Origin of the sequence: Pseudonocardia sp. Ae331_Ps2 (assembly GCF_001932405.1) — a bacterium.
GTDB lineage: Bacteria > Actinomycetota > Actinomycetes > Mycobacteriales > Pseudonocardiaceae > Pseudonocardia.
In genome coordinates, this window is sequence record NZ_MCIM01000001.1 from 3,264,350 (window position 1) to 3,289,063 (window position 24,714).

At 73.9% G+C, this 24,714-nt stretch carries 26 protein-coding genes; 20 read left to right on the plus strand and 6 right to left on the minus strand.

The features are described from left to right. Window positions 1–71: 71 nt before the first annotated feature. Entirely contained in the window at window positions 72–896 is an 825-nt protein-coding gene (locus Ae331Ps2_RS15750) for a helix-turn-helix domain-containing protein (RefSeq protein ID WP_075308020.1), read from the minus strand. Between the two features lie 102 nt (window positions 897–998). On the opposite strand from Ae331Ps2_RS15750, the gene Ae331Ps2_RS15755 reads away from it, so the two are divergent. From Ae331Ps2_RS15755 to Ae331Ps2_RS32080, 4 genes are all read left to right on the plus strand, one after another. Beyond that, entirely contained in the window at window positions 999–1,718 is a 720-nt protein-coding gene (locus Ae331Ps2_RS15755; protein WP_075312290.1) for an SDR family oxidoreductase, read from the plus strand. A gap of 316 nt (window positions 1,719–2,034) precedes the next feature. Beyond that, complete coding sequence (locus tag Ae331Ps2_RS15760; protein WP_083696279.1) at window positions 2,035–3,561, plus strand: Re/Si-specific NAD(P)(+) transhydrogenase subunit alpha; 1,527 nt, start codon at window positions 2,035–2,037, stop codon at window positions 3,559–3,561. Window positions 3,562–3,564: 3 nt separating this feature from the next. Then, complete coding sequence (gene pntB, locus Ae331Ps2_RS15765) at window positions 3,565–4,974, plus strand: Re/Si-specific NAD(P)(+) transhydrogenase subunit beta (RefSeq protein WP_075329747.1); 1,410 nt, start codon at window positions 3,565–3,567, stop codon at window positions 4,972–4,974. 94 nt (window positions 4,975–5,068) lie between these two features. Then, window positions 5,069–5,218, plus strand: a complete 150-nt coding sequence (locus tag Ae331Ps2_RS32080) for a hypothetical protein (protein WP_158071455.1) — start codon at window positions 5,069–5,071, stop codon at window positions 5,216–5,218. A 137-nt stretch (window positions 5,219–5,355) separates the two neighbouring features. Here Ae331Ps2_RS32080 and Ae331Ps2_RS15770 read toward each other — a convergent pair whose 3' ends face one another. Then, entirely contained in the window at window positions 5,356–5,802 is a 447-nt protein-coding gene (locus Ae331Ps2_RS15770; protein ID WP_075308018.1) for an ATP-binding protein, read from the minus strand. A gap of 158 nt (window positions 5,803–5,960) precedes the next feature. On the opposite strand from Ae331Ps2_RS15770, the gene Ae331Ps2_RS15775 reads away from it, so the two are divergent. The 7 genes from Ae331Ps2_RS15775 (at window position 5,961) to Ae331Ps2_RS15805 (ending at window position 11,178) form a co-directional block, all read left to right on the plus strand. Continuing rightward, window positions 5,961–6,776: a SigB/SigF/SigG family RNA polymerase sigma factor gene (locus Ae331Ps2_RS15775; RefSeq protein ID WP_020626265.1), complete on the plus strand. Its 816-nt coding sequence runs from the start codon at window positions 5,961–5,963 to the stop codon at window positions 6,774–6,776. 284 nt (window positions 6,777–7,060) lie between these two features. After that, window positions 7,061–7,573 (plus strand): hypothetical protein, encoded by a 513-nt coding sequence (locus tag Ae331Ps2_RS15780; RefSeq protein WP_075308016.1) that lies wholly within the window; start codon window positions 7,061–7,063, stop codon window positions 7,571–7,573. Between the two features lie 135 nt (window positions 7,574–7,708). After that, entirely contained in the window at window positions 7,709–8,467 is a 759-nt protein-coding gene (locus Ae331Ps2_RS15785; RefSeq protein ID WP_075308014.1) for an energy-coupling factor ABC transporter permease, read from the plus strand. Beyond that, window positions 8,464–8,754: an energy-coupling factor ABC transporter substrate-binding protein gene (locus tag Ae331Ps2_RS15790; RefSeq protein WP_020626268.1), complete on the plus strand. Its 291-nt coding sequence runs from the start codon at window positions 8,464–8,466 to the stop codon at window positions 8,752–8,754. Before Ae331Ps2_RS15785 ends, Ae331Ps2_RS15790 begins: the two co-directional genes overlap by 4 nt. Further along, window positions 8,754–9,485 (plus strand): cobalt ECF transporter T component CbiQ, encoded by a 732-nt coding sequence (gene cbiQ, locus Ae331Ps2_RS15795; protein ID WP_020626269.1) that lies wholly within the window; start codon window positions 8,754–8,756, stop codon window positions 9,483–9,485. Before Ae331Ps2_RS15790 ends, cbiQ begins: the two co-directional genes overlap by 1 nt. Continuing rightward, window positions 9,482–10,330 (plus strand): energy-coupling factor ABC transporter ATP-binding protein, encoded by an 849-nt coding sequence (locus Ae331Ps2_RS15800; RefSeq protein WP_020626270.1) that lies wholly within the window; start codon window positions 9,482–9,484, stop codon window positions 10,328–10,330. Before cbiQ ends, Ae331Ps2_RS15800 begins: the two co-directional genes overlap by 4 nt. A gap of 5 nt (window positions 10,331–10,335) precedes the next feature. Further along, complete coding sequence (locus tag Ae331Ps2_RS15805; protein WP_020626271.1) at window positions 10,336–11,178, plus strand: SAM-dependent methyltransferase; 843 nt, start codon at window positions 10,336–10,338, stop codon at window positions 11,176–11,178. A gap of 6 nt (window positions 11,179–11,184) precedes the next feature. On the opposite strand, the gene Ae331Ps2_RS15810 is transcribed toward Ae331Ps2_RS15805, so the two are convergent. Beyond that, window positions 11,185–12,000 (minus strand): crotonase/enoyl-CoA hydratase family protein, encoded by an 816-nt coding sequence (locus tag Ae331Ps2_RS15810; RefSeq protein ID WP_075308012.1) that lies wholly within the window; start codon window positions 11,998–12,000, stop codon window positions 11,185–11,187. A gap of 79 nt (window positions 12,001–12,079) precedes the next feature. Here Ae331Ps2_RS15810 and Ae331Ps2_RS15815 point away from each other — a divergent pair, with 79 nt between their 5' ends. After that, window positions 12,080–12,868 (plus strand): RNA methyltransferase, encoded by a 789-nt coding sequence (locus Ae331Ps2_RS15815; RefSeq protein WP_020626273.1) that lies wholly within the window; start codon window positions 12,080–12,082, stop codon window positions 12,866–12,868. Here Ae331Ps2_RS15815 and Ae331Ps2_RS15820 read toward each other — a convergent pair. Both Ae331Ps2_RS15820 and Ae331Ps2_RS15825 read right to left on the minus strand, forming a co-directional pair. Then, on the minus strand, window positions 12,856–14,448 hold the full coding sequence (locus Ae331Ps2_RS15820) for an AMP-binding protein (RefSeq protein ID WP_083695615.1): 1,593 nt from the start codon (window positions 14,446–14,448) through the stop codon (window positions 12,856–12,858). The genes Ae331Ps2_RS15815 and Ae331Ps2_RS15820 overlap by 13 nt on opposite strands. Window positions 14,449–14,552: 104 nt before the next feature. Continuing rightward, entirely contained in the window at window positions 14,553–15,761 is a 1,209-nt protein-coding gene (locus Ae331Ps2_RS15825) for an MFS transporter (protein WP_075308010.1), read from the minus strand. Window positions 15,762–15,806: 45 nt separating this feature from the next. Between Ae331Ps2_RS15825 and Ae331Ps2_RS15830 the strand changes: the two genes are divergently transcribed. Further along, window positions 15,807–17,027 carry an ROK family transcriptional regulator gene (locus tag Ae331Ps2_RS15830; protein WP_198932130.1) on the plus strand — a complete coding sequence of 407 codons (1,221 nt, stop codon included), beginning with the start codon at window positions 15,807–15,809 and terminating at the stop codon, window positions 17,025–17,027. Window positions 17,028–17,037: 10 nt separating this feature from the next. Here the strand turns inward: Ae331Ps2_RS15830 and Ae331Ps2_RS15835 are convergent, their stop codons facing one another. Continuing rightward, on the minus strand, window positions 17,038–18,774 hold the full coding sequence (locus Ae331Ps2_RS15835) for a pyruvate dehydrogenase (protein ID WP_060711124.1): 1,737 nt from the start codon (window positions 18,772–18,774) through the stop codon (window positions 17,038–17,040). Between the two features lie 196 nt (window positions 18,775–18,970). On the opposite strand from Ae331Ps2_RS15835, the gene Ae331Ps2_RS32085 reads away from it, so the two are divergent. From Ae331Ps2_RS32085 to Ae331Ps2_RS15865, 7 genes are all read left to right on the plus strand, one after another. Next, window positions 18,971–19,126, plus strand: coding sequence for a hypothetical protein (locus tag Ae331Ps2_RS32085; RefSeq protein WP_020622688.1), 156 nt, complete (start codon window positions 18,971–18,973; stop codon window positions 19,124–19,126). Between the two features lie 202 nt (window positions 19,127–19,328). After that, window positions 19,329–19,928: a gamma subclass chorismate mutase AroQ gene (aroQ, locus tag Ae331Ps2_RS15840; RefSeq protein WP_083695616.1), complete on the plus strand. Its 600-nt coding sequence runs from the start codon at window positions 19,329–19,331 to the stop codon at window positions 19,926–19,928. Between the two features lie 174 nt (window positions 19,929–20,102). Then, window positions 20,103–20,927 (plus strand): transposase family protein, encoded by an 825-nt coding sequence (locus Ae331Ps2_RS15845; protein ID WP_075313133.1) that lies wholly within the window; start codon window positions 20,103–20,105, stop codon window positions 20,925–20,927. 81 nt (window positions 20,928–21,008) lie between these two features. After that, a complete protein-coding gene (locus Ae331Ps2_RS15850) occupies window positions 21,009–22,055 on the plus strand; it encodes a leucyl aminopeptidase (protein WP_075308008.1) in 1,047 nt (348 codons plus the stop codon). Continuing rightward, window positions 22,052–22,798, plus strand: a complete 747-nt coding sequence (locus Ae331Ps2_RS15855) for an aspartate/glutamate racemase family protein (protein WP_075308006.1) — start codon at window positions 22,052–22,054, stop codon at window positions 22,796–22,798. Before Ae331Ps2_RS15850 ends, Ae331Ps2_RS15855 begins: the two co-directional genes overlap by 4 nt. Before the next feature lie 203 nt (window positions 22,799–23,001). Then, a complete protein-coding gene (locus Ae331Ps2_RS15860; RefSeq protein WP_075329748.1) occupies window positions 23,002–23,706 on the plus strand; it encodes a GntR family transcriptional regulator in 705 nt (234 codons plus the stop codon). A gap of 20 nt (window positions 23,707–23,726) precedes the next feature. Then, window positions 23,727–24,704, plus strand: a complete 978-nt coding sequence (locus Ae331Ps2_RS15865) for an ADP-ribosylglycohydrolase family protein (protein WP_075312282.1) — start codon at window positions 23,727–23,729, stop codon at window positions 24,702–24,704. Window positions 24,705–24,714 lie beyond the last annotated feature (10 nt).

Sequence of the window (24,714 nt, forward strand, 5' to 3'; positions counted from 1 at the left end):
CGGGGTCGGCCGTCACGGGCGGAACAGCGGGCCCGCCGAGGCCGGGGGACGACGTCGAGCGGGGAGCCGCCTCAGCCCCGTGCCCGGTCCGTGGCGGCCAGCGAGCCGAGCAGCCGCAGGGCGTCGCCGGAGGCGCCCGGCTCACCGTGGTAGACGACGAGCTGCTGGCCTGGGGCCGAGCGGACGTCGAAGGTCTGCACGGTCAGGGTCAGCGGCCCCACCCGGGGATGCCGGAGGCGCTTGCGCTCCAGCGACTTGCCCCGCGCGTCGTGCGCCGCCCACAGCGCCTCGAACTCCGGGCCGCTCGAGAGCAGCCGGTGCAGGACCGCCCTGATCCGCGGGTCCTCCGGGGCGCGGCCGTGGTGGAGCCGGAACCCCGCGACGGTGTTCGCCGCGACGGCGTCCCGGTCGACGTAGAAGCTGCGGGCGGCCGGGTCGCAGAACACGATCTCCATCAGGTTCCGCGAGAACGACCAGCCGTCGAAGAGCGCATCGGCGATCTCGTTGGTCGCCAGGACGTCGAAGGCCCGGTTGTGGACCAGCGCCGGGTTGTCCGGCCACGCGTCCATCAGCTGCCGCAGCGCGGGGTCCACCCGGTCCGTCGCGACGGCCGTGGCCTTCCTGGGTGTGGCCCCCGCCAGGGCGAACAGGTGCGAGCGCTCGTCGGCGTCGAGCTGCAGGACCGTCGACAGCGACTCGAGGACCTCCGCCGACGGGCGGCGCTCGCGCCCCTGCTCCAGGCGGACGTAGTAGTCCACGCTCATCCCGGCGAGCATCGCGACCTCCTCCCGGCGCAGCCCCTGGACCCGGCGTAGCCCCGCCGAGGGCAGACCGACCGCGTCCGGGGTGATCCGGGCGCGCCGGGTGGCGAGGTACGCGCCGAGCTCCGAAGCCATGGCGCACACGGTAGGAGGTCCGCCGCGGCCGTGGGTGGGTGTGGCACACCCCCGGACGACCGGGGCCTGCCGGTGCGTGCGCGCACCGGCGACGGTGGGCCCATGACCACACAGAAGATCATCTTGGTGACGGGGGCCAGCAGCGGGATCGGGGAGGCGGTGGTGCGCCGGCTCGCGGGCGAGGGGCACGTCGTCGTGGCCGGGGCGCGCCGTACTGACCGGCTCGCCGCGCTGGCCGACAGCGCGGAGGGCGCTGTGGAGGCCGTGCGCGTCGACGTGACCGACCGCGACGACGTCCGGGCGTTCGTCGACTCCGCCCGGGAACGACACGGCCGGGTGGACGTCCTGGTGAACAACGCGGGCGTGATGCCGCTGTCCCGGCTCGACGCCCTGCTCGTCGACGAGTGGGACCGGATGGTCGACGTGAACCTGCGCGGTCTGCTGCACGGCATCGCCGCGGCCCTGCCGGTGTTCACCGAGCAGGGTGGCGGGCACTTCGTCACGACCGCGAGCATCGGCGCGCACCAGGTCGTCCCGACGGCGGCGGTGTACTCGGGCACGAAGTACGCGGCGTGGGCGATCACCGAGGGCCTCCGCCTGGAGAGCGACCCCTCGATCCGCGTGACCACCCTGACCCCCGGCGTGGTCACGTCCGAGCTCGCGGACTCGATCTCCGATCCGGACGCCGCGGGCGGGATGCGCACCTACCGCGCCCACGCGATCGACCCCGATGCCATCGCCCGCGCGGTGTCCTTCGCCCTCGCCCAGCCCGAGGACGTCGACGTCAACGAGATCGTGGTGCGGCCCGCCCGTCAGCGCTGACCGCTCGCCCCGGCGCGGGCCCGCGCCGGCCCGGTGCCGCCCGCGCCGTGGTCGCGCGCCGGCGGCGCCGGGACCGGGTCCGCGTTCCCCCCGCCCAGCACATCGGAGGGGCTGCGAGCTTCTTCCCGGCGCTACGCTGCCGCCCACGTCAGCCGTGCCTCGCCGGGGTACCGGTCCGGCCTGTGACGTAGTCGTGACTGCACGCGCCCGCTTCCGGCATTACCTTCCGAAAGACCCACGACCGGTGCGAGCGACGAGGCACGCGCAAGATCGAGGAGAGTGCATGAGCGACAGCCCTGAGCCGTCGGGACCGGTGATGCGGATCGGTGTGGCCGCGGAGTCCGAGCCCGAGACGCGCGTGGCGATGAGCCCCGAGACGGTCGCGAAGGTGGTCGGTCTCGGCTACGCCGTCACCGTCGAGTCCGGGGCCGGTGCCCGGGCCGGGTTCACCGACGAGGCCTACGCCGAAGCGGGCGCCGACGTCGCCGACGGCCCCGTCTGGGACACCGACGTCGTGGTGCGCATCAACGCCCCGCAGTCCGACGAGATCGGCAAGCTGCGCGAGGGCTCCGTGCTGATCGCGATGCTCGCGCCGCGCTTCGAGGAGGAACGCACGGCCGCGCTCGCCGCCCAGGGCGTCACCGCCCTGTCGATGGACGCGGTGCCCCGGATCTCGCGGGCCCAGTCGATGGACGTGCTGTCGTCGATGGCGAACATCGCGGGCTACCGGGCGGTGATCGAGGCGGCCCACGTGTTCGGCCGGTTCTTCACCGGTCAGGTCACCGCCGCGGGCAAGGTCCCGCCGGCGAAGGTGCTCGTGGCCGGGGCGGGCGTCGCCGGGCTCGCCGCCATCGCCGCCGCCAACAGCCTGGGCGCGGTGGTCCGGGCGACCGACCCGCGCTCCGAGGTCGCCGACCAGGTGCGGTCGCTCGGCGGGGAGTACCTGGCCGTCGAGGTGGAGCAGGAGGCGTCCACCGACGGCTACGCCAAGGCGACCTCGGCGGACTACGACAAGCGTGCGGCCGAGATCTACTCCGAGCAGGCCGCGGACTGCGACATCATCATCACCACCGCTCTCATCCCGGGGCGGCCCGCGCCGAAACTGATCACCGCCGCGGACGTGGCGTCGATGCGCCCGGGCAGCGTGGTCGTCGACATGGCGGCCTCACAGGGCGGCAACGTGGAGGGGTCGGTGGCCGGCGAGGCCGTCGTCACCGACCACGGCGTGACGATCATCGGCTACACCGACCTCGCCGCCCGGTTGCCCGCGCAGGCGTCGCAGCTCTACGGCACGAACGTACTGAACCTGCTCAAGCTGATGACCCCGGAGAAGGACGGGCGGCTCGCGCTCGACCTGGACGACACGGTGGTCCGTGGCATCACGATCGCGCATGCGGGGGAGACGCTCTGGCCCCCGCCCGAGGTGAAGGTGAGTGCGGCGCCCGCGGCCCAGCCGGCCGCCGAGCCCGTGGCGACGGAGCCGGAGAAGCCACGGTCCCCCTACACGGGGCTCGCCGCCGGCGTCGTCGGCGCGGTGGCGCTGTTCGCGGTCACGGCACTGGCCCCGGCCGAGCTCGCAGGGCACCTCACGGTGTTCGTGCTGGCGATCGTCATCGGCTTCTACGTCATCGGCAACGTGCACCACGCGCTGCACACGCCGCTGATGTCGGTCACGAACGCGATCTCCGGGATCATCGTCGTCGGCGCGATCCTGCAGATCGGCACCGGCGGCGACGCCCTGGTCATCGGGCTCGCCGCGGTCGCGGTGCTGCTCGCCGCCATCAACATCGTCGGTGGCTTCGCGGTGACGCGCCGCATGCTGCAGATGTTCACGAGGAGCTGAGCCGTGCAGACGTGGACCACTGCGGCGTACCTGATCGCCGCCATCCTGTTCGTGATCAGCCTCGCCGGGCTGTCGAGGCACGAGACCGCCAAGTCCGGTGTGCTGTTCGGCATCACCGGCATGACCATCGCCCTGGTCGCCACCGCCGTCGTCGCGCTGGGGCAGGCGTCCGGGCTCGGCGTCGCGCTGCTGCTCGCGGCCGTCGTCGTCGGTGCGGCGATCGGGCTCTGGCGGGCACGCGTCGTCGAGATGACGGGCATGCCCGAGCTCATCGCGCTCATGCACAGCTTCGTCGGCCTCGCCGCGGTGCTGGTCGGCTGGAACGGCTTCCTGGAGGTCGAGGCCGGGCACCTGGTGCTGGAGGGGCCGCTGCTGGGCATCCACCACGCCGAGGTCGCGGTCGGGGTGTTCATCGGGGCGGTGACCTTCACCGGCTCGGTGATCGCCTACCTGAAGCTGTCGGCGAAGATCAAGTCGGCGCCGCTGATGCTGCCCGGCAAGAACGTCCTCAACCTCGGCGCGCTCGTCGCGTTCGCGGTGCTGACGGTGTTCTTCGTCATCACGCCGCAGATGTGGATCCTGGCCGTGCTCACGGTGCTGGCGCTGCTGCTCGGCCTGCACCTGGTCGCCTCGATCGGCGGCGGTGACATGCCGGTCGTGGTGTCGATGCTGAACTCCTACTCCGGATGGGCCGCCGCGGCGGCGGGCTTCCTGCTCGGCAACGACCTGCTGATCATCACCGGCGCGCTCGTCGGGTCCTCCGGTGCCTACCTGTCCTACATCATGTGCAAGGCGATGAACCGGTCGTTCATCTCGGTCATCGCCGGCGGCTTCGGGGCCACCTCCTCGGCGGCCGCGGCGGTGGAGGGCGAGCACCGCGAGATCGACGCCGACGGCGTCGCCGAGCTGCTCGCGAACGCCGAGAGCGTCGTGATCACCCCCGGCTACGGCATGGCGGTCGCCCAGGCCCAGTACCCGGTGGCGGAGCTGACCCGGTCACTGCGCGACGCCGGCGTGAACGTGCGCTTCGGTGTCCACCCGGTCGCGGGACGGCTCCCCGGCCACATGAACGTGCTGCTCGCCGAGGCCCAGGTGCCCTACGACATCGTCCTGGAGATGGACGAGATCAACGACGACCTCGCCGAGACCGACGTCGTGCTGGTGATCGGCGCCAACGACACGGTGAACCCGGCCGCCTCGGAGGACCCGGGCTCGCCGATCGCCGGGATGCCGGTGCTGCGGGTGTGGGACGCCAAGGACGTGATCGTCTTCAAGCGGTCGATGGCCACCGGCTACGCGGGCGTCCAGAACCCGCTCTTCTTCCGGGACAACACCCAGATGCTGTTCGGCGACGCCAAGGAGCGCGTGCAGGACATCCTGGCCTCGATCAAGAGCCTCGCGAGGACGGGCTGACCGTCGGGCGTCTTCACCCGGGCGGGGCGCAGGTGTTACCGAGCCGACTCCTGCGCTCCGCTTGCCCGGAACGTCCGGTGGGCACCCTGTGACCATGAGTGAGAGCAGCACGCAGCACGCGAACGAGACCTGGCCCCACCCCGAGAGCGAGCAGGCCCGACACGACGGGCGCTACACCCCGGTCGCCCGCGGGGGCCACCGCGGCCACCGGTCCGACGACCCGTCGACCGCCATGTGGGACTGACCCGACCCCACCGCCCGGTCCGCGACGGATCGGGCCCGATGAGAACCGGTCGCCGTCACCCGCCCTCGGGCGTGGGGTGCGGCGACCCTGTCGTTGCGGGGCCTGTCGTTGCGGGGCCCGTCGTGGGCCCGGGCGTCTCAGGACGCGGGGGTGCACAGCCCCGGGCAGCGGCCGATCCGGCCCCGGAACGTGACGGTGGTCCCGTCAGGACCCGGCTCCACCCGCACGTCCTCCGCGACCGCCTCGATCATCCCGATGCCCCGTCCACGGTGGCCGGGGTCGGTGGGCGGGTCGCGCCAGCACCCGCGGTCGCTGACCTCCATCCGCACCCGGTACCCCTCGGCCTCGCCGTGCAGCAGGACCGTCGCGGCGCCCTCCGAGCCCGTGTCCTCCGAGCCGGCGGCCCCGTAGGCGTGCTCGATGCAGTTGGACACGGCCTCGTTCACCGCGAGGACGAGGTCCTGCACGGTCGGGCACTGCTCGTCGGTCCCGCACAGCGACGCGAGCCACCTGCCGGTCTCCCGGCGGGAGCGACCTGCCGACGCGGGTTCGACGGGCAGCTCGACACGCAGAGTCGGGGGCATGGGGCAGCAGTACCCACCAGGTCGCCGTGCAACTCATCGGAGTGACCGCCGATCGAAAATGTCGACCAGGTCACGCGAAGTTCGACGTGCGGGCCCGCGGCCCGCGGCCTACCGTCGATCGGTGATGGCAGTCGATCGTTGCCGGCCGCGGAGACGGCATGGCTGAGCCGAGTACGGACGCGGACACCCGCCCCGACGAGTACACCCACCTCGTCGAGCCTCTCCGTGCCTTCGCGGCCGCCGGCCCCGGGGACCCGGAACGGGAGCGGCTGCGCTCCGAGCTGGCACAGGGCTTCCACCCGGTGGTCCGACACATCGCCGGGCGCTACCGGCACCGCGGCGAGCCCGTCGAGGACCTGGAGCAGGTCGGCGCGATCGGTCTGCTCAACGCGCTGGACCGGTTCGACCCGGACCAGGGCACCCCGTTCCTGGCCTACGCCGTCCCCACGATCACCGGGGAGATCCGCCGGTACTTCCGCGACCGCACCTGGTCGATGCGGGTGCCGCGGCGGCTCAAGGACATCCAGAGCCGCATGACCCGCGCCCAGGAGGAGCTGGCCTCGCGGCACGGCCGCGCCCCGAAGGTCTCCGAGCTCGCCGAGCACCTCGACATCAGCCGGGAGGAGGTCATCGAGGGGCTGCAGGCCCAGGACTCCTACCGGTCGGACTCGCTCGACAAGCTCGTCGGCGACACCGACAACCCGCTCGGCGAGATCGTCGGGGGGATCGACGCCGGGATGGACGCGGTCGAGGCCCGCGAGTCGCTGCGCCCGGCCCTGCGCAAGCTCCCCGAGCGGGAGCGGACCATCCTCATGCTGCGGTTCTTCGGCAACCAGACCCAGACCCAGATCGCCGCCCAGGTGGGGCTGTCGCAGATGCACGTGTCGCGGCTGCTCGCCCGGGCCCTGGTGACCCTGCGCGGTCATCTCGCCGACGACCAGGACCAGCACGACGGGGTCCCCGAGGCGGGCTGACCGCCCTCCCGCTACGACGGTCGGGTGCCCGCGATGGTCCGACCGGGGCAGCCGGGCCGGTCGTCGTTGCCTCGCCGTCACCTGGGCGTTTCCCCGCCGGTCTCCGGGGGCACCCTGTCGTGTTCCGCGCACGCCGCCGCCCGTTCACCGGGTCGCGGTGCCGCGCATCCGACGATGTCGGCGAGACCGTCGTCCCGCGACCCTCACCTCAGCGCCCGGTCGGTGTCCCCGTCGGCCGGTCCCGCGTGGTGCCGTCGGTCGCGAGGACAGGAGAGGACCCGGGTATGGCCGTGCAGGAGAAGAAGTCCGTGAGCAAGAAGAGCACGAAGAGCAAGAAGGGCAAGAAGAGCGGCCGGGAGGCCGTCGAGGCCGCGAAGGCCGAGACGAAGAAGGCCCGCCGCGCGGAGGAGAAGGACGCGGAGAAGGCCGTCCGCGCCGCCCGCAAGGCCGAGAAGAAGGCCCGCGAGCAGGCGAAGGCCGCGCGTGCTGCGCAGAAGAAGGCGGCGGCTGCCGAGAAGAAGGCCGCCGCGAAGGCGAAGGCCGCGCGGCTGGAGAAGGTCGCCCAGCGCGACGCCGCCGCGAAGGCGGAGAAGAAGGCCCGGAAGCTGGCGAAGGAGCGGGTCGTCGCCGGGCAGCCGGGCAGCGGTGTCGGTACGCCCGAGACCACGCCCGCCGAGCGGGAGCAGCGCCGTCGTGAGGCCGAGCAGGCGGCCGGCCGGCTCGCCGCCGCGGCCGAGCACAAGGCCACCGCCGAGCGCCCCGCCGAGGTGCACCACACCAACGGCGCGCGCGTCTGACCACCGAACAGAACACCGCAGCACCGGCGACGCCCGGACCCGGCCGGGTCCGGGCGTCGCCGTATGTCAGATCCTGCACACCTGTCCGGATATTCAGGCTTGCACGAGCCAACGGCGGGACCGTAACGTTCGCCCGTGCACATCGCCGAGGGCTATCTCCCGCCGCTGCACGCGGCGGCCTGGACCGTCGTCGCCGCGCCGTTCGTCGTGCACGGCGCCCGGGCCGTGGTACAGCGCGTGCGCGAGGATCCGGACACCAAGCTGCTGCTCGCCGCGGCCGGCGCGTTCACCTTCGTCCTGTCCGCGCTCAAGATCCCGTCGGTGACCGGGTCGTCGTCGCACCCGACCGGCACCGGGCTGGGCGCGGTGCTGTTCCGACCACCGGTGATGGCGCTGCTCGGGACGGTGGTGCTGTTCTTCCAGGCCGTCCTGCTCGCCCACGGCGGGCTGACCACGCTCGGCGCCAACGCGTTCTCGATGGCGATCGCCGGGCCGTGGATCGCCTACGGCGCCTACGTCGTGGTCCGCAGGCTCGGGGGGTCGCTGGGGCCCGCGGTGTTCGCCGCGGCCTTCCTCGGTGACCTCGGCACCTACACGATCACCAGCGCGCAGCTGGCGCTCGCGTTCCCCGACCCCACCTCCGGGTTCGGCGGAGCCTTCGTCACCTTCGCCTCGATCTTCTCGATCACGCAGATCCCGCTGGCCGTGGCCGAGGGGCTGCTGACCGTGCTCGTCGTGCGGCTGCTCGTGCGCATCACCCCGGACGAGCTGCGCCGCCTCGGCGTGCTGCGTCCGGCCACGAGCACGGCCACGACGACGAGCACGACCACCGACACCGGTGGCGCCGCCCCGGCCGCGACCGCGCAGGGCCCGGAGAAGGAGGCGTCGGCGTGAGTCGCTCGACCGTCGTGAACATCCTGCTGGTCGTCGCCGTCGTCGCGTTGTTCGCGGTGCCGGTGCTGTTCGTGCCCGGCGAGTACGCCGGGTCCGACGGCCAGGCGGGTGAGGCCATCGAGGCCACCGGCTACCAGCCGTGGTTCAGCCCGGTGTGGGAGCCGCCGTCGGGCGAGATCGAGTCCGGGATCTTCGCGATGCAGGCCGCGGCCGGCGCGGGTGTGCTCGGCTACTGCATCGGCGTCGCCCGCACGCGCAGCCGGGAGAAGGCCGCCCGGCAGACCTGATGCTGCTGATCGACGAGACCGCCCACGCCAACCGCTGGCGGTCCCGGCACCCGGGGGAGAAGGCGTTCCTCGCGCTGGGGCTCCTGCTGCTCGCGGTCGTCCTCCCGCCGTGGCCCGGTGCCGTGCTGACCGGTGGCGCGGCGCTGGTGCTGCTCCTGGGTGGGGCCCGGGTGCCGTGGCGGACCGCGCTGCGGCTGCTCGCCCTGCCGCTCGGGTTCGTCGTCGTGGGGGCGCTGCCGCTGCTGGTGACCGTGGGCGGGGACCCGTGGCTCGCACTCGCATCGGGCGGACCGGCCCGGGCGGCCGCGCTCGTCGGACGCTCGCTGGCGGCGGTGGCCTGCCTGATCCTCTTCGCCGCGACGACGCCGCTCGCGGACACCCTGCCGCGGCTGCGGTGGGTGCCACCCGCCGTCCTGGAGATCACCCTGCTCGTCTACCGGATGCTGTTCCTGCTGCTGGACTCGCTGACCGCGGTCCGGGAGGCCCAGTCCCTCCGGATGGGGTTCCGGACGCGGCGGACCACCTTCCGGTCGCTGGCCGCGCAGGGGAGCGCGGTGTTCGTCCGGGCCTTCGACCGTGCCCGCCGCCTCGAGGCGGGCCTCGCCTCCCGCGGCTACGACGGATCGCTGCGCGTCCGGGTGCCCGCCCGCACCGTCTCGCCCGCCTTCGTCGCGGCGAGCGCGGCGCTGCTCGTCGCCGTCCCGCTGACGGCACTGGTGGTCCTCCCGTGACCGCGGTCCTGGAGGCCCGCGGACTGGTCTTCGCCTACCCGGACGGGCCGGTCGTGCTCGACGGGGCGGACCTCGCCGTCGACCCGGGGCGCAGGCTCGCCGTGCTCGGACCCAACGGCGGCGGCAAGACCACCCTGTTCCGGCTGCTGCTCGGGCTGCTCGCCCCGGCGGCCGGAGAGGTACTGCTCGACGGTGAGCCGGTCCGGCGCACCCGCCGCGGGCTGGTGCGGCTGCGCGAGTCCGCCCAGCTCGTCCTGCAGGACCCCGACGACCAGCTGTTCTCCGCCGACGTCGCGCAGGACGTGTCGTTCGGGCCGCTCAACCTCGGTCTCGACGGGGCCGAGGTCGACGCCCGGGTGCACGACGCGCTGGCCGCCGTCGGCATCGCCGACCTCGCCGACCGGCCGACGCACCGGCTGTCGTTCGGACAGCGCAAGCGGGTCGCGATCGCCGGTGCCCTCGCCGTCCGGCCCCGGGTGCTGGTGCTCGACGAGCCGACCGCGGGCCTGGACCCGGCCGGGGTGGAGGAGCTCGTCGTCGTGCTGGAGGACCTGCAACGCGCCGGGACCGCGGTCGTGCTGTCCACCCACGACGTCGACCTCGCCCACCGCTGGGCCGACGACGTCGCCGTCGTCGCGCGGGGGCGGGTGCGGCGCGGTCCGGCGGCCGAGATCCTCGGCGACGCCGCGTTGCTCGCGGACGCCCGGCTCGGCCCGGCGTGGGCACCGGCCGTCGCGCGGCTGCTCGCGCTGGTGGGCCTCCCGGGCACGACCCCGGCCACGGCGGCGGAGCTGCACGAGGTCCTGTCGGGACTTGCGGCCAGGGAGACACCGGCGGGAGGGTGAGGTCCATGACCGTCCCGGAACCCGCACCCGTCCCGGTGGACGAGATCGACCTGACGCTGCCCAACCCGGCGCGGATCTACGACTACATGCTCGGCGGCGGCCACAACTTCGCCACCGACCGGGAGTTCGCCGAGCGCCTGCTCGTCGCGCTGCCCGACACGCGGGAGCTCGCGCTCGCCAACCGGGCCTTCCTCGGCCGGGCCGTGCGTGCCTGTCTCGGCCGGGGGGTGCGCCAGTTCCTCGACCTCGGCTCCGGCATCCCCACCGCCGAGCCGGTGCACGAGATCGCCCACCGTGCCGACCCGACGGCGCGTGTCGCCTACGTCGACGTCGAGCCGGTGTCGGTCGCGATGAGCCGCCAGCTCCTGACCGGTGTGGAGGGTGCCTCGATCACCGCGGCCGACCTCACCGACGTCGAGGCCGTGCTCGCCGCCCCGGGCGTGGCGGGCCTGCTCGACCCGGCCGAGCCGGTCGCCGTGCTCGCGGTCTCGGTGCTGCACTTCGTCGGCGACGACGACCTGCTCGGCGCCCTGTTCGACCGCTACGCGACGGCGTTCGGACCCGGCAGCATGCTCGTCGTCTCGCACGGCAGCACCGATGTCGACGACCCGCGCATCGCCGAACGGATGCGCACGGTCGAGCGGTTCACCCAGGACACCGCGCAGCCGGCCCGGTCCCGGGACCGGGCCCTGCTGCGCAGGCTGCTCGTCGACCGGCCCGGGCACCGGCTGGAGCTGCTGGAGCCGGGCATGGTCGACGTCGCCGACTGGCGGGCCGAGGCCGGGCGGTCGCCCGCCGGCCCCGCCGGGATGTACGCGGTCGTCGGTGAGGTCGTCCCGCGACGGTAGGGCGGATCAGTCCCGGAAGACGCCCTGGCGCTTCTCCATGAACGCGGTGACGGCCTCGGTCAGGTCGGCCGACACGAGCTGCCCGCCGTTCCAGGTGGCGATCTGGTCGAGCCCGTCGGCGACGGAGTGGTCACGGGCGTAGGTGATCGCGTACTTCGTGCCGCGCAGCGCCAGCGGGGACTTCGCCGCCAGCGACGCGGCGAGCTCGGCGACACCGTTCTCCAGCGCCTCGGCATCGTCGTACACGCCGTTGACCAGGCGCAGCTCCTTCGCCTCGGTGCCGGACACCGGGCGGCAGGTGTAGGCCAGCTCGCGGGTGACGCCCTCGCCGACGATGCGTGGCAGCCGCTGCAGGACGCCGACGTCGGCGGCCAGGCCCATGTCGACCTCCTTCAGCACGAACGACGCGTCGGCGGTCGCGTAGCGCAGGTCGCAGGCGACGGCCAGGTCCAGGCCCGCGCCGAGGCAGACGCCGTGGATCGCGGCGATCACCGGTGTGCGGCAGCGCTCGATCGCGGTCAGGCAGTCCTGCAGATCGAGGATCGTGCGGCGCAGCGCGTCGGCGCCGTGACCCACCGAGTCACCCGAGGCCTTCTCACGCAGCCCGCCCAGCATCGACACGTCGATGCCCGAACAGAAGTGCCGCCCGTTGCCGCTGATCACCACGACCCGCACGGCGGGGTCGGCGTCCAGCTCGCGCACCGCGTCACGCAGCCCGAACCACATCGGCTCGTGCAGCGCGTTCGCCGCCTTCGGGCGGTCCAGGCGCAGCCGCGCGACCCCGTCCGTCACCTCGACCGCGATCCCCGTCGGCTCGCCCATCGGTCCCACCCTCCACGTGTCCAGCCCGGTCACCGGGAGGTTACCCCGGAGTAGGACGGCGGTGTCCTAGGCTCGTCCGGTGCCCGACCTGACCAGCACCGCCAACCCGCGCGTCAAGAACCTGGTCCGGCTGCGCACCCGTCGCCACCGCGACGCGGCGGGCGTCACCGTGATCGAGGGGCACGACGAGCTGGCGCTCGCGCTCGACGCCGGCGTCGAGCCGAGCGAGGTGTACTGGGCGCCGGAGGTGGTGCGGTCCGACGCGCTGCTGGCCCGGATGCCGTCGGCGCGGGTGTTCTCGGTGAGCCGGGAGGTGTTCGCCCGGATCGCCTACCGTGAGTCCCCGGACGGCTGGCTCGCCGTCGCACCGGCCCCCGGCCGCCCGCTCGACGAGCTGGACCTCGGGCCGGACCCGCTCGTGCTGGTCGCCGAGGGCGTCGAGAAGCCCGGCAACGTCGGGGCGATGCTGCGCACCGCCGAGGCGTGCGGGGTGGACGCGGTGGTCATCGCGACGCCGGAGCGGGGCGGCACCGACTTCGCCAACCCCAACGTCGTGCGCGCGTCCAAGGGGACGGTGTTCGCGGTGCCGGTCGCGTCCGCGTCGACCCCCGAGGTCCTCGACTGGCTCGACCGGCGCGGCATCGCCACCCTCGTCACCACTCCTGCGGGGACGACCGGGCTCGCCGCCACCGACCTGACCGGGCCGAGCGCGCTGGTCATCGGGACCGAGGCGACCGGGGTGACCGACGCGTGGCTCGACCGGGCCGACGCCACGGTGGTCATCCCGATGCGCGGGCGGGTCAACTCGCTCAACGCCTCGATCGCCGCGGCCGTGGTGCTCTACGAGGCGGTCCGTCAGCGCGGCTGACCGGCGAGCTCGGCGCGCAGCCGCTTCTTGTCGGTCTTGCCGATCCCGGTCAGCGGGATCCGCTCGACGAACTCCACGGTGCGCGGCACGTACATCGCACCGGCGCGGTCGGCGACCAGCTCGGTCAGCTCGTCCGCGCTCGGAGACGGGGAGTCGGTGACGACGGCGGCGTGCACGGTCTCGGTGCCGTCGTCGTCGGGCACCCCGAAGACCGCGGCGTGCCGGACGGCCGGGTGCTCCATGAGCAGGTCCTCCAGCTCGGAGGTGTACACGTGCCCGCCCACGACGACGATCATGTCCTTCACGCGGTCGAGCAGGTGTAGGTAGCCGTCGCCGTCCTGGCGGGCGACGTCACCGGTGCGGACCCAGCCGTCGACGACCGTCGCGGCGCTCAGCTCCGGCTGCTTCCAGTAGCCGTCCATCTCCATGCCGGTGTGCACCCACAGCTCGCCGCGCTCGCCCGGGGCGACGGGCCGGCCGTCGGCGTCGGTGATGGCGATCGTGGTGGTGGGGATCGGCCGCCCGACGGTGCCGAGCAGGTCGGGGTTCCGGTGCTCCTCGGCGGTGAGCACGCTGATCCCGCCGGCCTCGGTCTGGCCGTAGAACTGGGTGAACACCGGGCCGATCCGGCGCAGCGCCTCGGCGATGCGGCGCGGGTTGGCGGGGGCACCGCCGTAGACCAGCGACCGCAGCGACGACAGGTCGGTCCGGTCCAGGTCGGGGTGGTCGAGGAGGCGGTAGATCAGCGGCGGCAGCAGGAAGGTGTGGGTGATCCGCTCCCGCTCGATCGCGGCGAGGAACGCACCCGGCTCGAAGGAGTCCTGCAGCACGACGGTGCCGCCCTCGGCCAGCGTGCGGTCGGCCATCGAGCCGCCGACGTGGGCGACCGGGGTGGCCACGAGCAGCCGCCCGCCGGTGGCGCCCGCGCCGAAGTTGCCGGCCCGGCGGCGCATCTCGGCGCCGCGCCGGTGGTGGTCGAAGGTGTAGGTGATGCCCTTCGGGTGCCCGGTGGTGCCGCCGGTGTGGCGGATCTGCTCGACGTCGTGCGGGCGGGCCCGGCCCCGGACCGGCTCGGCCGACGCGGCCGCGGCGAGCTCCAGCAGGTCGGTGCCGCCGTCGTGGGCACCCAGCCAGAGGACCTCGACGCCGTCGACGAGAGCCAGGACCGCCTCGGCGGACGCGGCGGCGTCGGCGTCGGCGAGCACCATCGGCGCCTCGACGTCGGCGACGATCCGGGCCGTGGCGGCGGCCGACAGGCCCTCGTGCGGCTGGGTGATCCCGGCACCGAGCAGGGTCACCGCGAGCCGCGCGACGACGGCCTCGGGGGTGTTGCCCGCCAGCAGCGCGACGACCGATCCCCGCTCGACCCGCCCGTCGAGGACGTGGGCGAGCCGGTGCACCGTGTCCACCAGCTCGCCGGCGCGGATCCGGCGGTCGCGGTGCACCAGCGCCTCGCGGTCGCGGTCGGCGGCGAGGGCGTCGAGCAGCTCCTCGACGTCGCTGTACAGGCCCCCGCCGTCCGGGACGGCGCCGTCAGGGACAGCGCCGTCCAGGACGTCCTCGTGCAGACCGGTGGTCATCGCGGGTCTCCTCCCGTCGGGATCGTTGTTTAACGCAACGATCAACTCGGAGGCAGGCTTCCCAGAGGTGATCCGATCGACACCTCTCGTTTACACCGGAGTGCTCAGGCGGCCAGGGCGAGCTCCGCGCGCCGCTCGGCGCGCTCCATCCGCACCGCCTGCCACAGGGCGACCAGGCCTAGCAGCGGCAGCACCGTCGCGACGGCGGCGGGCGAGGTCCAGCCCCACCCGGCGGCCAGGACGAGTCCGCCCAGTGCGGCACCGAGGGCGTTCGCCACGTTGAACGCCGCGTGGTGCAGCGCCGCGCCCAGCGTCGGGCCCTCGCGGCCGGCGTCCATCAGCCGGGTCGCGAGCGCCGGGGTGGTCGCGGTGGTGGTGAAGGCCAGGGAGAACAGCGCCAGCAGCGCGAACACCGGCGAGGACGCGGTGAGCGCGAACAGGGCCATCGACACCGTGGCGGCGCCGAGCCCGGCCGCGATCGTGCGCACCGGTGCCGCCTCGGCGAGCCGGCCGCCGACCTGGTTGCCCAGCGTCATTCCGAGGCCGAACACGGCGAGCGCGAGCGGCACGGCCGCGGCGGCCAGGCCGGACACCTCGGTGAGCACCGGGGTGATGTAGCTGTACACCGCGAACGACCCGCCGAACCCGGTCGCGATCACCGCCATGGTGATCCACACCTGGCCGCGGCGCAGCGCGGAGAGCTCACCGAGGATCGAGCCCCGGCGCTCCTCGCGGACGTCGGGGACCAGGCGCCACACGGCCAGCATCGTGACCACCGCGACGACGCCGACGGTCAGGTAGGCGGCCGGCCAGCCCGCCGCCTGCCCGAGCCAGGTCGCCCCGGGCACACCGACGATGTTGGCGATCATCAGCCCGCTCATGACGGTGGCGATGGCGCGCGGGCGCCGCTCGCGCGGCACCAGCGAGGCCGCGAGCACCGACGCGGTGCCGAAGTAGGCGCCGTGCGGCAGTCCGGCCAGGAACCGGGTCACGACGAAGGTGCCGAAGGTCGGGGCGAACGCCGACGCCACGTTGGCCACCGCCAGCGCGCCCGCCAGGGCGAGGAGCAGGTGCTTGCGCGGCCACCGTGCGCCGAGCACGGCGAGGACCGGCGCGCCGACGACGACGCCGATCGCGTAGGCACTGATGGCGGTTCCGGCCTGCGGCACGGTGGCGCCGAGGTCGGCGGCGAAGGCGGGCAGGAGGCCCATCGAGGCGAACTCGGTGGTGCCGATGGCCAGGCCGCCGAGGGCCATCGCGGCGAGCGCGAGCCCGGTGGTGGGAGACTGGGGCGAGGTGAGAGCCTTTTTCATCGTGACACGAGGATAAATCGTGGCAGGCCGGAGGTGTCAACGACGATGACCGCGATGTCGGCGGGTTCACGTTCCGGGCCCGCCGCCGATCCGGGTGAACGCCCCGGACGGGCCGAGACCGACCGCTGGCGTGCCACCGCCGAGGTGCTGGCCGAGGTCCGGCGCGAGCCCGGCCTGACCCGTGTCGAGCTCGCCCGGCGGCTGCGCCTGGCCAGCGGTTCGGCCACCGAGATCGCGGCCCGGCTGCGTGACCTGGGCTGGGTCACCGAGGAGCGCGCCCCCGGCGGTGGGCGCGGGCGGCCGACCACCACCCTGACACCCAACCCGGACGGGCCGGGCGTCGTCGCCGTCGACGTGCGGTTCGAGGGATGGCGGGCCGGACTCGCCGGGCTGGACGGCGTGCCGTTCGCGGTGCGGTCGGGCCCGCACCGGCGTCGCGACCCGGACTCCGTCGCCACGGAGCTGGACGGGGTGGTCGGTGAGCTGGTCGCGCAGGCACCCGGACCGGTGGTGGCGGTCGGGGTCGGTGTGGCCGCGACGGTCGTCGACGAGCACTTCGCCGAGACCGGTGGCGGCCAGGGCTGGAGCCCGCTGGACGTGCGCCGGATCGGCGCCGGGCCGGGCCTGCCCGTGCTGGTCGGCAACGACGCCAACCTCGCGGGCATCGCCGAGGTCCGCGACGGTGCCGCGGCCGGTGCGGGAACGGCGCTGTTCCTCACCGTCGAGGTGGGCATCGGCGGGGCGCTGCTGCTCGACGGGCGCGCCCAGGCCGGTGCCCGTGGCGCGGCGGGGGAGCTGGGGCACCTGCCCTTCGGTGACCCGGCGGCCCGCTGCGCCTGCGGCGCGCGGGGCTGCTGGACCACCGGCGTCGACGGCCGGGCGCTGGCCAGGATGCTGGGCGAGCCCGAGCCGGACGCCCCGTACAGCTACGCCCGCGCCGTGCTCGACCGTGCCGCGGCCGGTGAACCCGGCCCGGCGGCCGCGGTCACGAGCGCGTCGGCGTCGCTGGCCCGTGGGACCGCCGGGCTGGTCAACGCGCACGACCCGGAGGTCGTCGTGCTGGCCGGGCTCGGCCCCGCGCTGCGGGCCGCGGCGCCCGAGGCGTTCGCCGTCGCCTACGACGACGGGCTGATGGCCTTCCGTCGCGCCCTCGCGCCGCCGGTGCACGACGACGCGCACGGCGAGGACGGCGTGCTCCGGGGCGCCGCCGCGATCGCGCTGGACCACGCGGTCTCGGCCCCCGGGCTCGCCGCCCGCGCCGGCTGACGCGCCCCGCTCAGGGGCGCGGGATCGACCGCAGGTTGCTGCGCGCCAGCTCGACCATCCTCCCGACGCCGCCGTCGAGCACCGTGCGGGTCGCGGCGAGGGCGAACCCGCGGACCTGCGCGGCGGTGATGTGCGGCGGGATGGACAGCGCGTTCGGGTCGGTGCGCACGTCGACCAGCGCCGGGCCGCGGTGGTCCAGCGCCCGGCGCAGCGCGGCGCGCACGTCCGACGGGTCGTCGACGGCCTCGGCGTACAGGCCGGCGGCGCGGGCGATCCCGGCCAGGTCGGCCGGGCCGTGGTCGGTCTGGAACGACGGGTAGCCCGCGACCATCATCTCCAGCCGGATCATGCCCAGCGACCCGTTGTTGAACGCGACGACGGTCAGCGGCAGGTCGTGCTCGGCCGCGGTCAGCAGCTCGCCGAGCAGCATGGTCAGCCCGCCGTCGCCGGACAGGGACACGACCTGGCGGTCCGGGTACGCGAACTGCGCACCGATCGCGTGCGGCAGGGCGTTGGCCATCGTCCCGTGCCGGTAGGAGCCGATGATCCGGCGCCGGCCGTTGGGGGACAGGTAGCGCGCCGCCCACACGTTGCACATGCCGGTGTCGACGGTGGCGATCGCGTCCTCGGCCATCTCCTCGTCGAGGACCGCCGCGACGTGCTCGGGGTGGATCGGGCGAAGGTCGGAGACCTTGCGGGTGTAGGCGCCGACGACCTTCTCCAGCGCCTCCGCGTGCTTGCGCAGCATCCGGTCGAGGAAGGAGCGGTCGGTCTTCTCCGCGATCCGCGGCAGCAGCGCGTCCAGGGTGGACGCGGCGTCGCCGTGCACGCCCAGCTCCAGCAGGGTGCGACGCCCGAGGCGTGCGGGGTCGACGTCGATCTGCACGGTGCCGCGCTGGGGCAGGAACGAGTCGTAGGGGAAGTCGGTGCCGATCAGGATCAGCAGGTCGGCCTCGTGCGTCGCCTCGTAGCAGGCGCCGTAGCCGAGGAGTCCGGACATGCCCACGTCGTAGGGGTTGTCGTACTGGATCCACTCCTTGCCGCGCAGCGAGTGGCCGATCGGCGCCTTCACCCTGTCGGCGAGTGCGAGCACCTGCTCGCGGGCGCGCTCGATGCCGGCCCCGACGAACAGCGTCACGGTGTCCGCGGCGTCGACGAGCCGGGCCAGCTCGGCCACCTGCTCCTCGGACGGTCGCACGACGCCGGTGGGCGGGGACAGGTGCGAGGAGCCGGTGTCGTTCGGGGCATCGAGCGCGCTGACGTCGCCCGGCAGGACCAGCACCGACACGTCGGACTCGGCGAGCGCGGTCTGCATCGCGATCCGCTGCATCCGGGGCATCTGCTCGGGCCGCGAGATCAGCTCGCAGTACGCCGAGCACTCGGTGAACAGCCGTTCCGGGTGGGTCTCCTGGAAGTAGCCGGTGCCGATCTGGACCGACGGGATGTGCGAGGCGATCGCCAGCACCGGCGCACCGGTGCGGTGGGCGTCCATCAGGCCCTGGATCAGATGCGTGTTGCCGGGGCCGCAGCTGCCGGCGCAGACCGCGAGCCGCCCGGTGAGCTGGGCCTCCGCCGCGGCCGCGAGCGCCGCGGCCTCCTCGTTGTGCACGTGCACCCACCGGATGCGGCCGTCGCGGCGGATCGCGTCCGCGATCGGGTTGAGGCTGTCGCCCACCAGGCCGTAAATCCGTTCGACGCCGGCCTGGTGCAGCAGCTCGATCATCTGGTCGGCCACGGTGCGGCCCATGTCGTCCTCCTCGCGCTCGGGTGCGAGAGCCGTGTTCCCCCTCCGGCGCCGGGCCGAACCGTTCCGGCGTGTGACGGTCCCCGCGTACCGCCCGGCGCACGGCAGGTCACGAATCGGGCATCGGAATCGATTCCCGCGCTGCGGAACCATCCGGACGTGAGTACTTTCCCCTCACATTCCTGGGAGGGGACGCGAAATGATCATTCTTGGTCTGATCCTGCTGCTGGTGGGCTATTTCACCGGTATCTCCATTCTCTACTACCTCGGCGGCCTGCTGGTGATCGTCGGTGTGGTCCTGCTGATCCTGGGGGCGATCGGACGGCCGGTGGGAGGACGCAAGGCCTGGTTCTGACCGGGCCGGCCGGACTCGGTCACGGGAATCCGCGGACCGGGTGACGGCCGGCGTCGTTGCATTCTCCGCGGGGGTGCGTGTCCGGGGGACCGGAACGCACCCCCGCGGTGTGTCGTGGCGAAAGGATTACCGGGTGGGCCGGATTCCGGGAATGTCGCGGGCGGCGGGGGGCCACGACCGCTGCGGTCGTAGGCTCGCCGCTGTGATCGGCAGACGCGGTACCGCACTGGCCGGGGCCGTCCTGGCCCTGGGGCTGTTGGCCGGGTGCGGCGACCAGCCCCTCCCGCTGACCGAGGGTCCGCCCGGCGCGTCCCCGGCCGACGGGCTCATCCGGATCGTGGAGCTGTCCGCGCAGCGCGCCCGGATCTCGGACCAGGTGGCCGCGGCGAAGTTCGGCACTGCAACGGCCGTCACCGACGCAGGCCGGGAGGCGGCCGTCGTCGCCGAGACCCGGGCCGACGCGACCCGCGACGGCGTCGACCCCGACTGGGCGGCCCGGATCGTCGCCGACCAGATCGCGGCGAGCACCCAGGTGCAGAACGACCTGATCCGGCAGTGGACCGACCGGCCCGACACCCGTCCCGCGCAGCGGCCCGAGCTGGCCCGGGTGCGGCCGCAGCTGGACCGGATCGGCGACGAGCTGGTGGCCGCGCTGAAGCTGGCCGGCCCGGCCCGGGCGAACGAGGAGTGCCCGTCGACCCTGGCCCAGGCCGCGGTCGAACAGGCCCGTGGGCTCGACGAGGTCCACCGCAACGCCCTCGGGCGGTCGCTGAAGTCCGTCTGCGACGGCGCCCCCGGCTGATCCGTCCCGTGTGACGGTGCCGTTTCCGCTCGTCGCAAGGTATTGAGGTGTTCTCAGTAGCGGGGTGGCAGGTCGTGGCGACACGCCGAGGGTGGTGAGATGAGCGGGAACGGGGCAGGACCCCGGTAGATCGGTTCGGTCCAGCACAGATCGACACCGTCACCGAGGTCCTGCATGTCTGATCCTGTCACCTACACCGCTGTCCTCCCGATCGGGGAGCGCACCGTGGCCTATCTGGCGCGGCTCCTGGTCCTTCAACGCCGTCGACGTGGCACCCGGCGGCGGGCGTTGACCCCGTTCGCCCAGGCAGTGCTGGTGATCCGCTGGTTCTGTGATGCTACCCGGGTCCGATGTTTGGCCGGTGACAACGCGATCAGCACTGCAACGGCCTACCGTTACCTGCACGAAGGCATCGACGTCCTCGCCGCGGCCGCACCCGGCCTGCACGGAGCCCTGCTCGCCGCCCGCACAGCCGGGCACACCCACGTGAATCTCGACGGCACCCTGATCGCCACCGACCGGTGCCGCGCGCTCGGCCTCACCCCCGGGGTCGACCTGTGGTGGTCGGGCAAGCACCGCCGCCACGGCGGGAACATCCAGGTCCTCACCGCACCTGATGGATGGCCGCTATGGACCAGCGACGTGCGGCCGGGCCGCGAGCACGACACCCGCTGCGCCCGTACCCACCCCGGGCTGCTCGAGGGCCTGGCCGCGTTCACCGACGACACCCACGCCGCGCTGGGCGACCTCGGCTACGAAGGCGAAGCCGACCGGCTCACCGTGCCCATCAAACTCGCCCCCGGCCGCGGGCAGACGGTCAACCAGCGCACCGTCAACACCCTGCACTCAGCCCTTCGTGCTCTGGCCGAACGCGGAAACGCCCTGCTCAAGACCACCTTCGCCGCGTTGCGGCGAGTCACGCTATGTCCCTGGCGCACCGGCGCGATCACCGCAGCTGCGCTCGTACTACTCCACACCGAGTACGACCGCACGACATGATCAACCCGCTACTGAGAACACCTCATTGCGTATCCGGATAGTACGTGCTCGGATTAATCGGACGAGACACGGAGGTGCGCGATGGACCAGAACCTGTTCAACGACATCTGCCTGCAGCAGCTGACGCTGTCGGGCGTGCACGAGGGGGAGACGGTCGTCGTCCTCACCCGGGGCGCGGAACGGACCGAGTACGCCGACGCCTTCCTCTGGGCGATCCAGAAGCTGGGTGCGACCGGCTACCACATGCGGCTGCCGTCGCCGGCGAGCGCGGGCGGCGCCTGGGCGGTCGGCGACTCCGGCCTGGGCAACATCCCGCTGGCCGTGGACGCGCTCAAGGCCGCGGACATGGTCGTGGACTGCACGTTCCTGCTGTTCAGCAAGGAGCAGTTCGCGATCCAGGACGCGGGCACCCGCATCCTCACCGCCGTCGAGCCGCCCGAGCTGCTGGCCCGGCTGATGCCGACCACCGGGCTGCGCGAGCGCGTCGAGACCGGCGCGGAGCTGCTGGCCAAGGCGTCGACCATGCGGATCACCAGCCCGCACGGCACCGACGTCACCTACCGGCTCGGCATGTACCCGACGATGAGCGAGTACGGCTACACCGACACCCCCGGCCGCTGGGACCACTGGCCGGCCGCGTTCGTGTTCACCGGCGGTGCCGACGACGGCGTCGACGGGAAGATCGTCCTCGCCCCCGGCGACGTGCTGCTGCCGTTCAACACCTACGTGCAGACCCCGGTCGAGATCACCATCGAGGAGGGCTTCATCCGCGACATCCGCGGTGGCGCGGGCTCCTCCGGGCTCGACGCGGACCTGCTGCGCTCCTACATCGAGAGCTTCGACGACCCGCGCGGCTACGGCATGAGCCACGTCGGCTGGGGCCTCGACGAGCGCGCCCACTGGCACGGCCTGACCCAGTTCGGCGGGGGCATGGGCATGGAGCTGCGCAGCTTCTACGGCAACGTCATGTTCTCGATCGGCCCGAACAACGAGCTCGGCGGCCCGAACGACACCGCCTGCCACTTCGACATCCCGATGCGCGGCAACTCGCTGTTCCTCGACGACGAGCTGATCGTCGACGCCGGGGAGCTGACCGTCCCGGAGATGCGCCCGGTGGGGAAGCGATGACCGACCACCACGTGGGGATGATCGTCCCGAGCTCGAACCTCACGATGGAGACCGAGCTCCCGCGGATGCTGCGCGCCCGCGAGGACGTGCTGCCCGACGACCGGTTCGTCTTCCACGCGGCGCGGGCCCGGATGCAGCACGTGACGCCCGAGCAGCTGCGTGCGATGAACGCCCAGGCCCGGCGGGCCGCGGCCGAGCTGGCCGACGCCCGCCCGGACGTCGTCGCGACCGCCTGCCTGGTGGCGATCATGGCGCAGGGCCCCGGCTACCACTGCACCGCCGAGGACGACATCACCGCCGCGCTGCGGGCCGAGGGCTCGTCGGCGCCCGTCGTGTCCAGTGCGGGGGCGCTGCTGTCCGGGATCGCGGCGCTGGGTGCGACCCGGGTCGCGATCATCACGCCGTACCTGGAGCCGCTGACGAAGGCGGTCGTGGACTACATCGAGGACGCGGGGGTGCGGGTCGTCGACTCGCTGTCGCTGGAGGTGCCCGACAACCTCGCCGTCGCCCGGCTCGACCCGGCCGCCCTGCGCGAACACTGGCGCAGGCTGGACCTGGCCGGTGCCGACGCGCTGGTGCTCAGCGCGTGCGTGCAGATGCCGTCGCTGCCCTCGATCGAGGCCGTGCAGGAGGAAGTGGGGATCCCGGTGCTGTCCGCGGCCACCGCGACGGCGCACCGCATCCTCACCGAGCTCGGGCTGGAGCCGCGGGTGCCCGGGGCGGGGGCGCTGCTCGCCGGCTGAGCCCCGTGGGGCCGGGACCCGCGTGCCGCACCGGCACGCGGGTCTCCGTCGTGTCCGCGGCCCGACCGCCTCCGTGATCGCCGGGTGTGGAGCGCGGGGGTCGCCGGGCCGGCGTCCGCACTCCCCACCCGGCGATCACGAGATCGGGACCGGTGCCGACGTGGGGGTGGACGGGGACGCCCTGCTGCTGTACATGTTTGTACATGCCTGAACAGGGTGGCCGCTCCAAGAGGGCGCGCCTCGTCGAGGACCTCGCCGGGCGGATCCGCTCCGGCCGGTTGCCGAACGGTGAACAGCTCCCGGGGGAGAACCAGCTCGCCCGCACCTACGCCGTCTCGCGCGGCACGGTCCGCAGCGCGCTGGCCGAGCTCGCGCGGCGCGACCTCATCACCACCGAGACCGGTGTCGGCTCGTTCGTCACCTTCGACGGGTCGCCCCTGGACCAGCGGCTCGGCTGGGCGCAGGCGTTCGCCGCGTCCGGCGCGGCCGTCCGCACCGAGCTGCTCGGCATCGCCGCCGGCGGCGACCCCGGTCCCACCGGGTACGAGGGGCCGCTGGTCACCGTGCGCCGGCTGCGGCGGGCCGGGTCCGACCCGGTCTCGCTGGAGACCGCCTCGCTGCCCGCCACCGGTGACCTCGCCCGGCTCCCGGAGACCGGTCTCGTCGACGGATCGATCACCGCCACCCTCGCCGCGGCGGGCCTGCTCGGCGTCGCGGGGGAGCAGTGGATCTCGGTCGCCCCGCTCGACACCGCCGACGCCGTCACCCTCGAACGCGAGCCCGGCGAGCTGTTCCTGCGCGCCGTCCGGGTCACCCGCGACGCCCGCGGCGGGCTCGTCGAGCACGTCGTCAGTCTGCTGGATCCGCAGCGCTTCCGGTTCCACCTCGCGTTCGGGGAGCAGCGGTGAGCGACCCGCACGACCGCGCCATGGGCGCGCTGCTCGGCCTCGCCGTCGGCGACGCCCTCGGGATGCCCACCCAGTCGCTGTCCCGGGCCGCGATCACCGAGCGCTACGGCGTCGTCGACCGGCTCCTCGACGGCGCCGACGACCAGCCGATCGCCCCGAAGCTCCCGGCGGGCACCGTCACCGACGACACCGAGCAGGCGCTGCTGCTCGCCCGGATCCTGCTCGACCACGGGGGCCACGTCCCGGCCCGGGTGTTCGCCGGTGCCCTGGAGGCGTGGGAGCAGGACATGATCCGGCGCGGGTCGCTGGACCTGCTCGGCCCGTCCACCCGCCGGGCCCTGACCCGGCTCGCGGACGGTGAGCCGCCGGAGCTCGCGGGCCGCGACGGCGTCACCAACGGCGCCGCGATGCGCGTCGCGCCGGTCGGCATCGCGCACACCGGTCCGCGGCTCCTCGACGCCGTGGTGGAGTCCGCGGTCGTCACCCACCACACCGCACCCGGGATCGCCGCCGCCGCCGCGGTGGCCGCCGCGGTGTCGGCCGGGGTGTCCGGCGCGGGGCTCCCTGCCGCGCTGGACGCCGCGCTCGACGCCGCCCGGGCCGGTGCGCGACGTGGCGGCTGGGCGGCGGGCGCCGACGTCGCCGCCCGCCTCGACGTCGCGTTCCGGGTCCTGCCCGGGCTCGACCGCGCCGCGCTCGCCGACACCGTCGTCGACGTCGTCGGCACCTCGGTCACCGCGACCGAGTCCGTCGTCGCGGCCCTCGGGCTCGCCGCCGCCCTCGGCGACGATCCCCGGGCCGCGCTGGTCACCGCCGCCTCGCTGGGCGGTGACACCGACACCGTCGCCGCGATCTGCGGCGCGGTCCTCGGAGCGGTGCACGGCGCCGCCGCACTGCCCGCCGACCTCGTCGGCACCGTTCGCCGGGTCAACGCCGCCCTGCTCGATCCCCTCGACGACGTGGTCGAGGGGCTGCTCCGCCTCCGCCTTCCATCCTGACAGGAGGCCG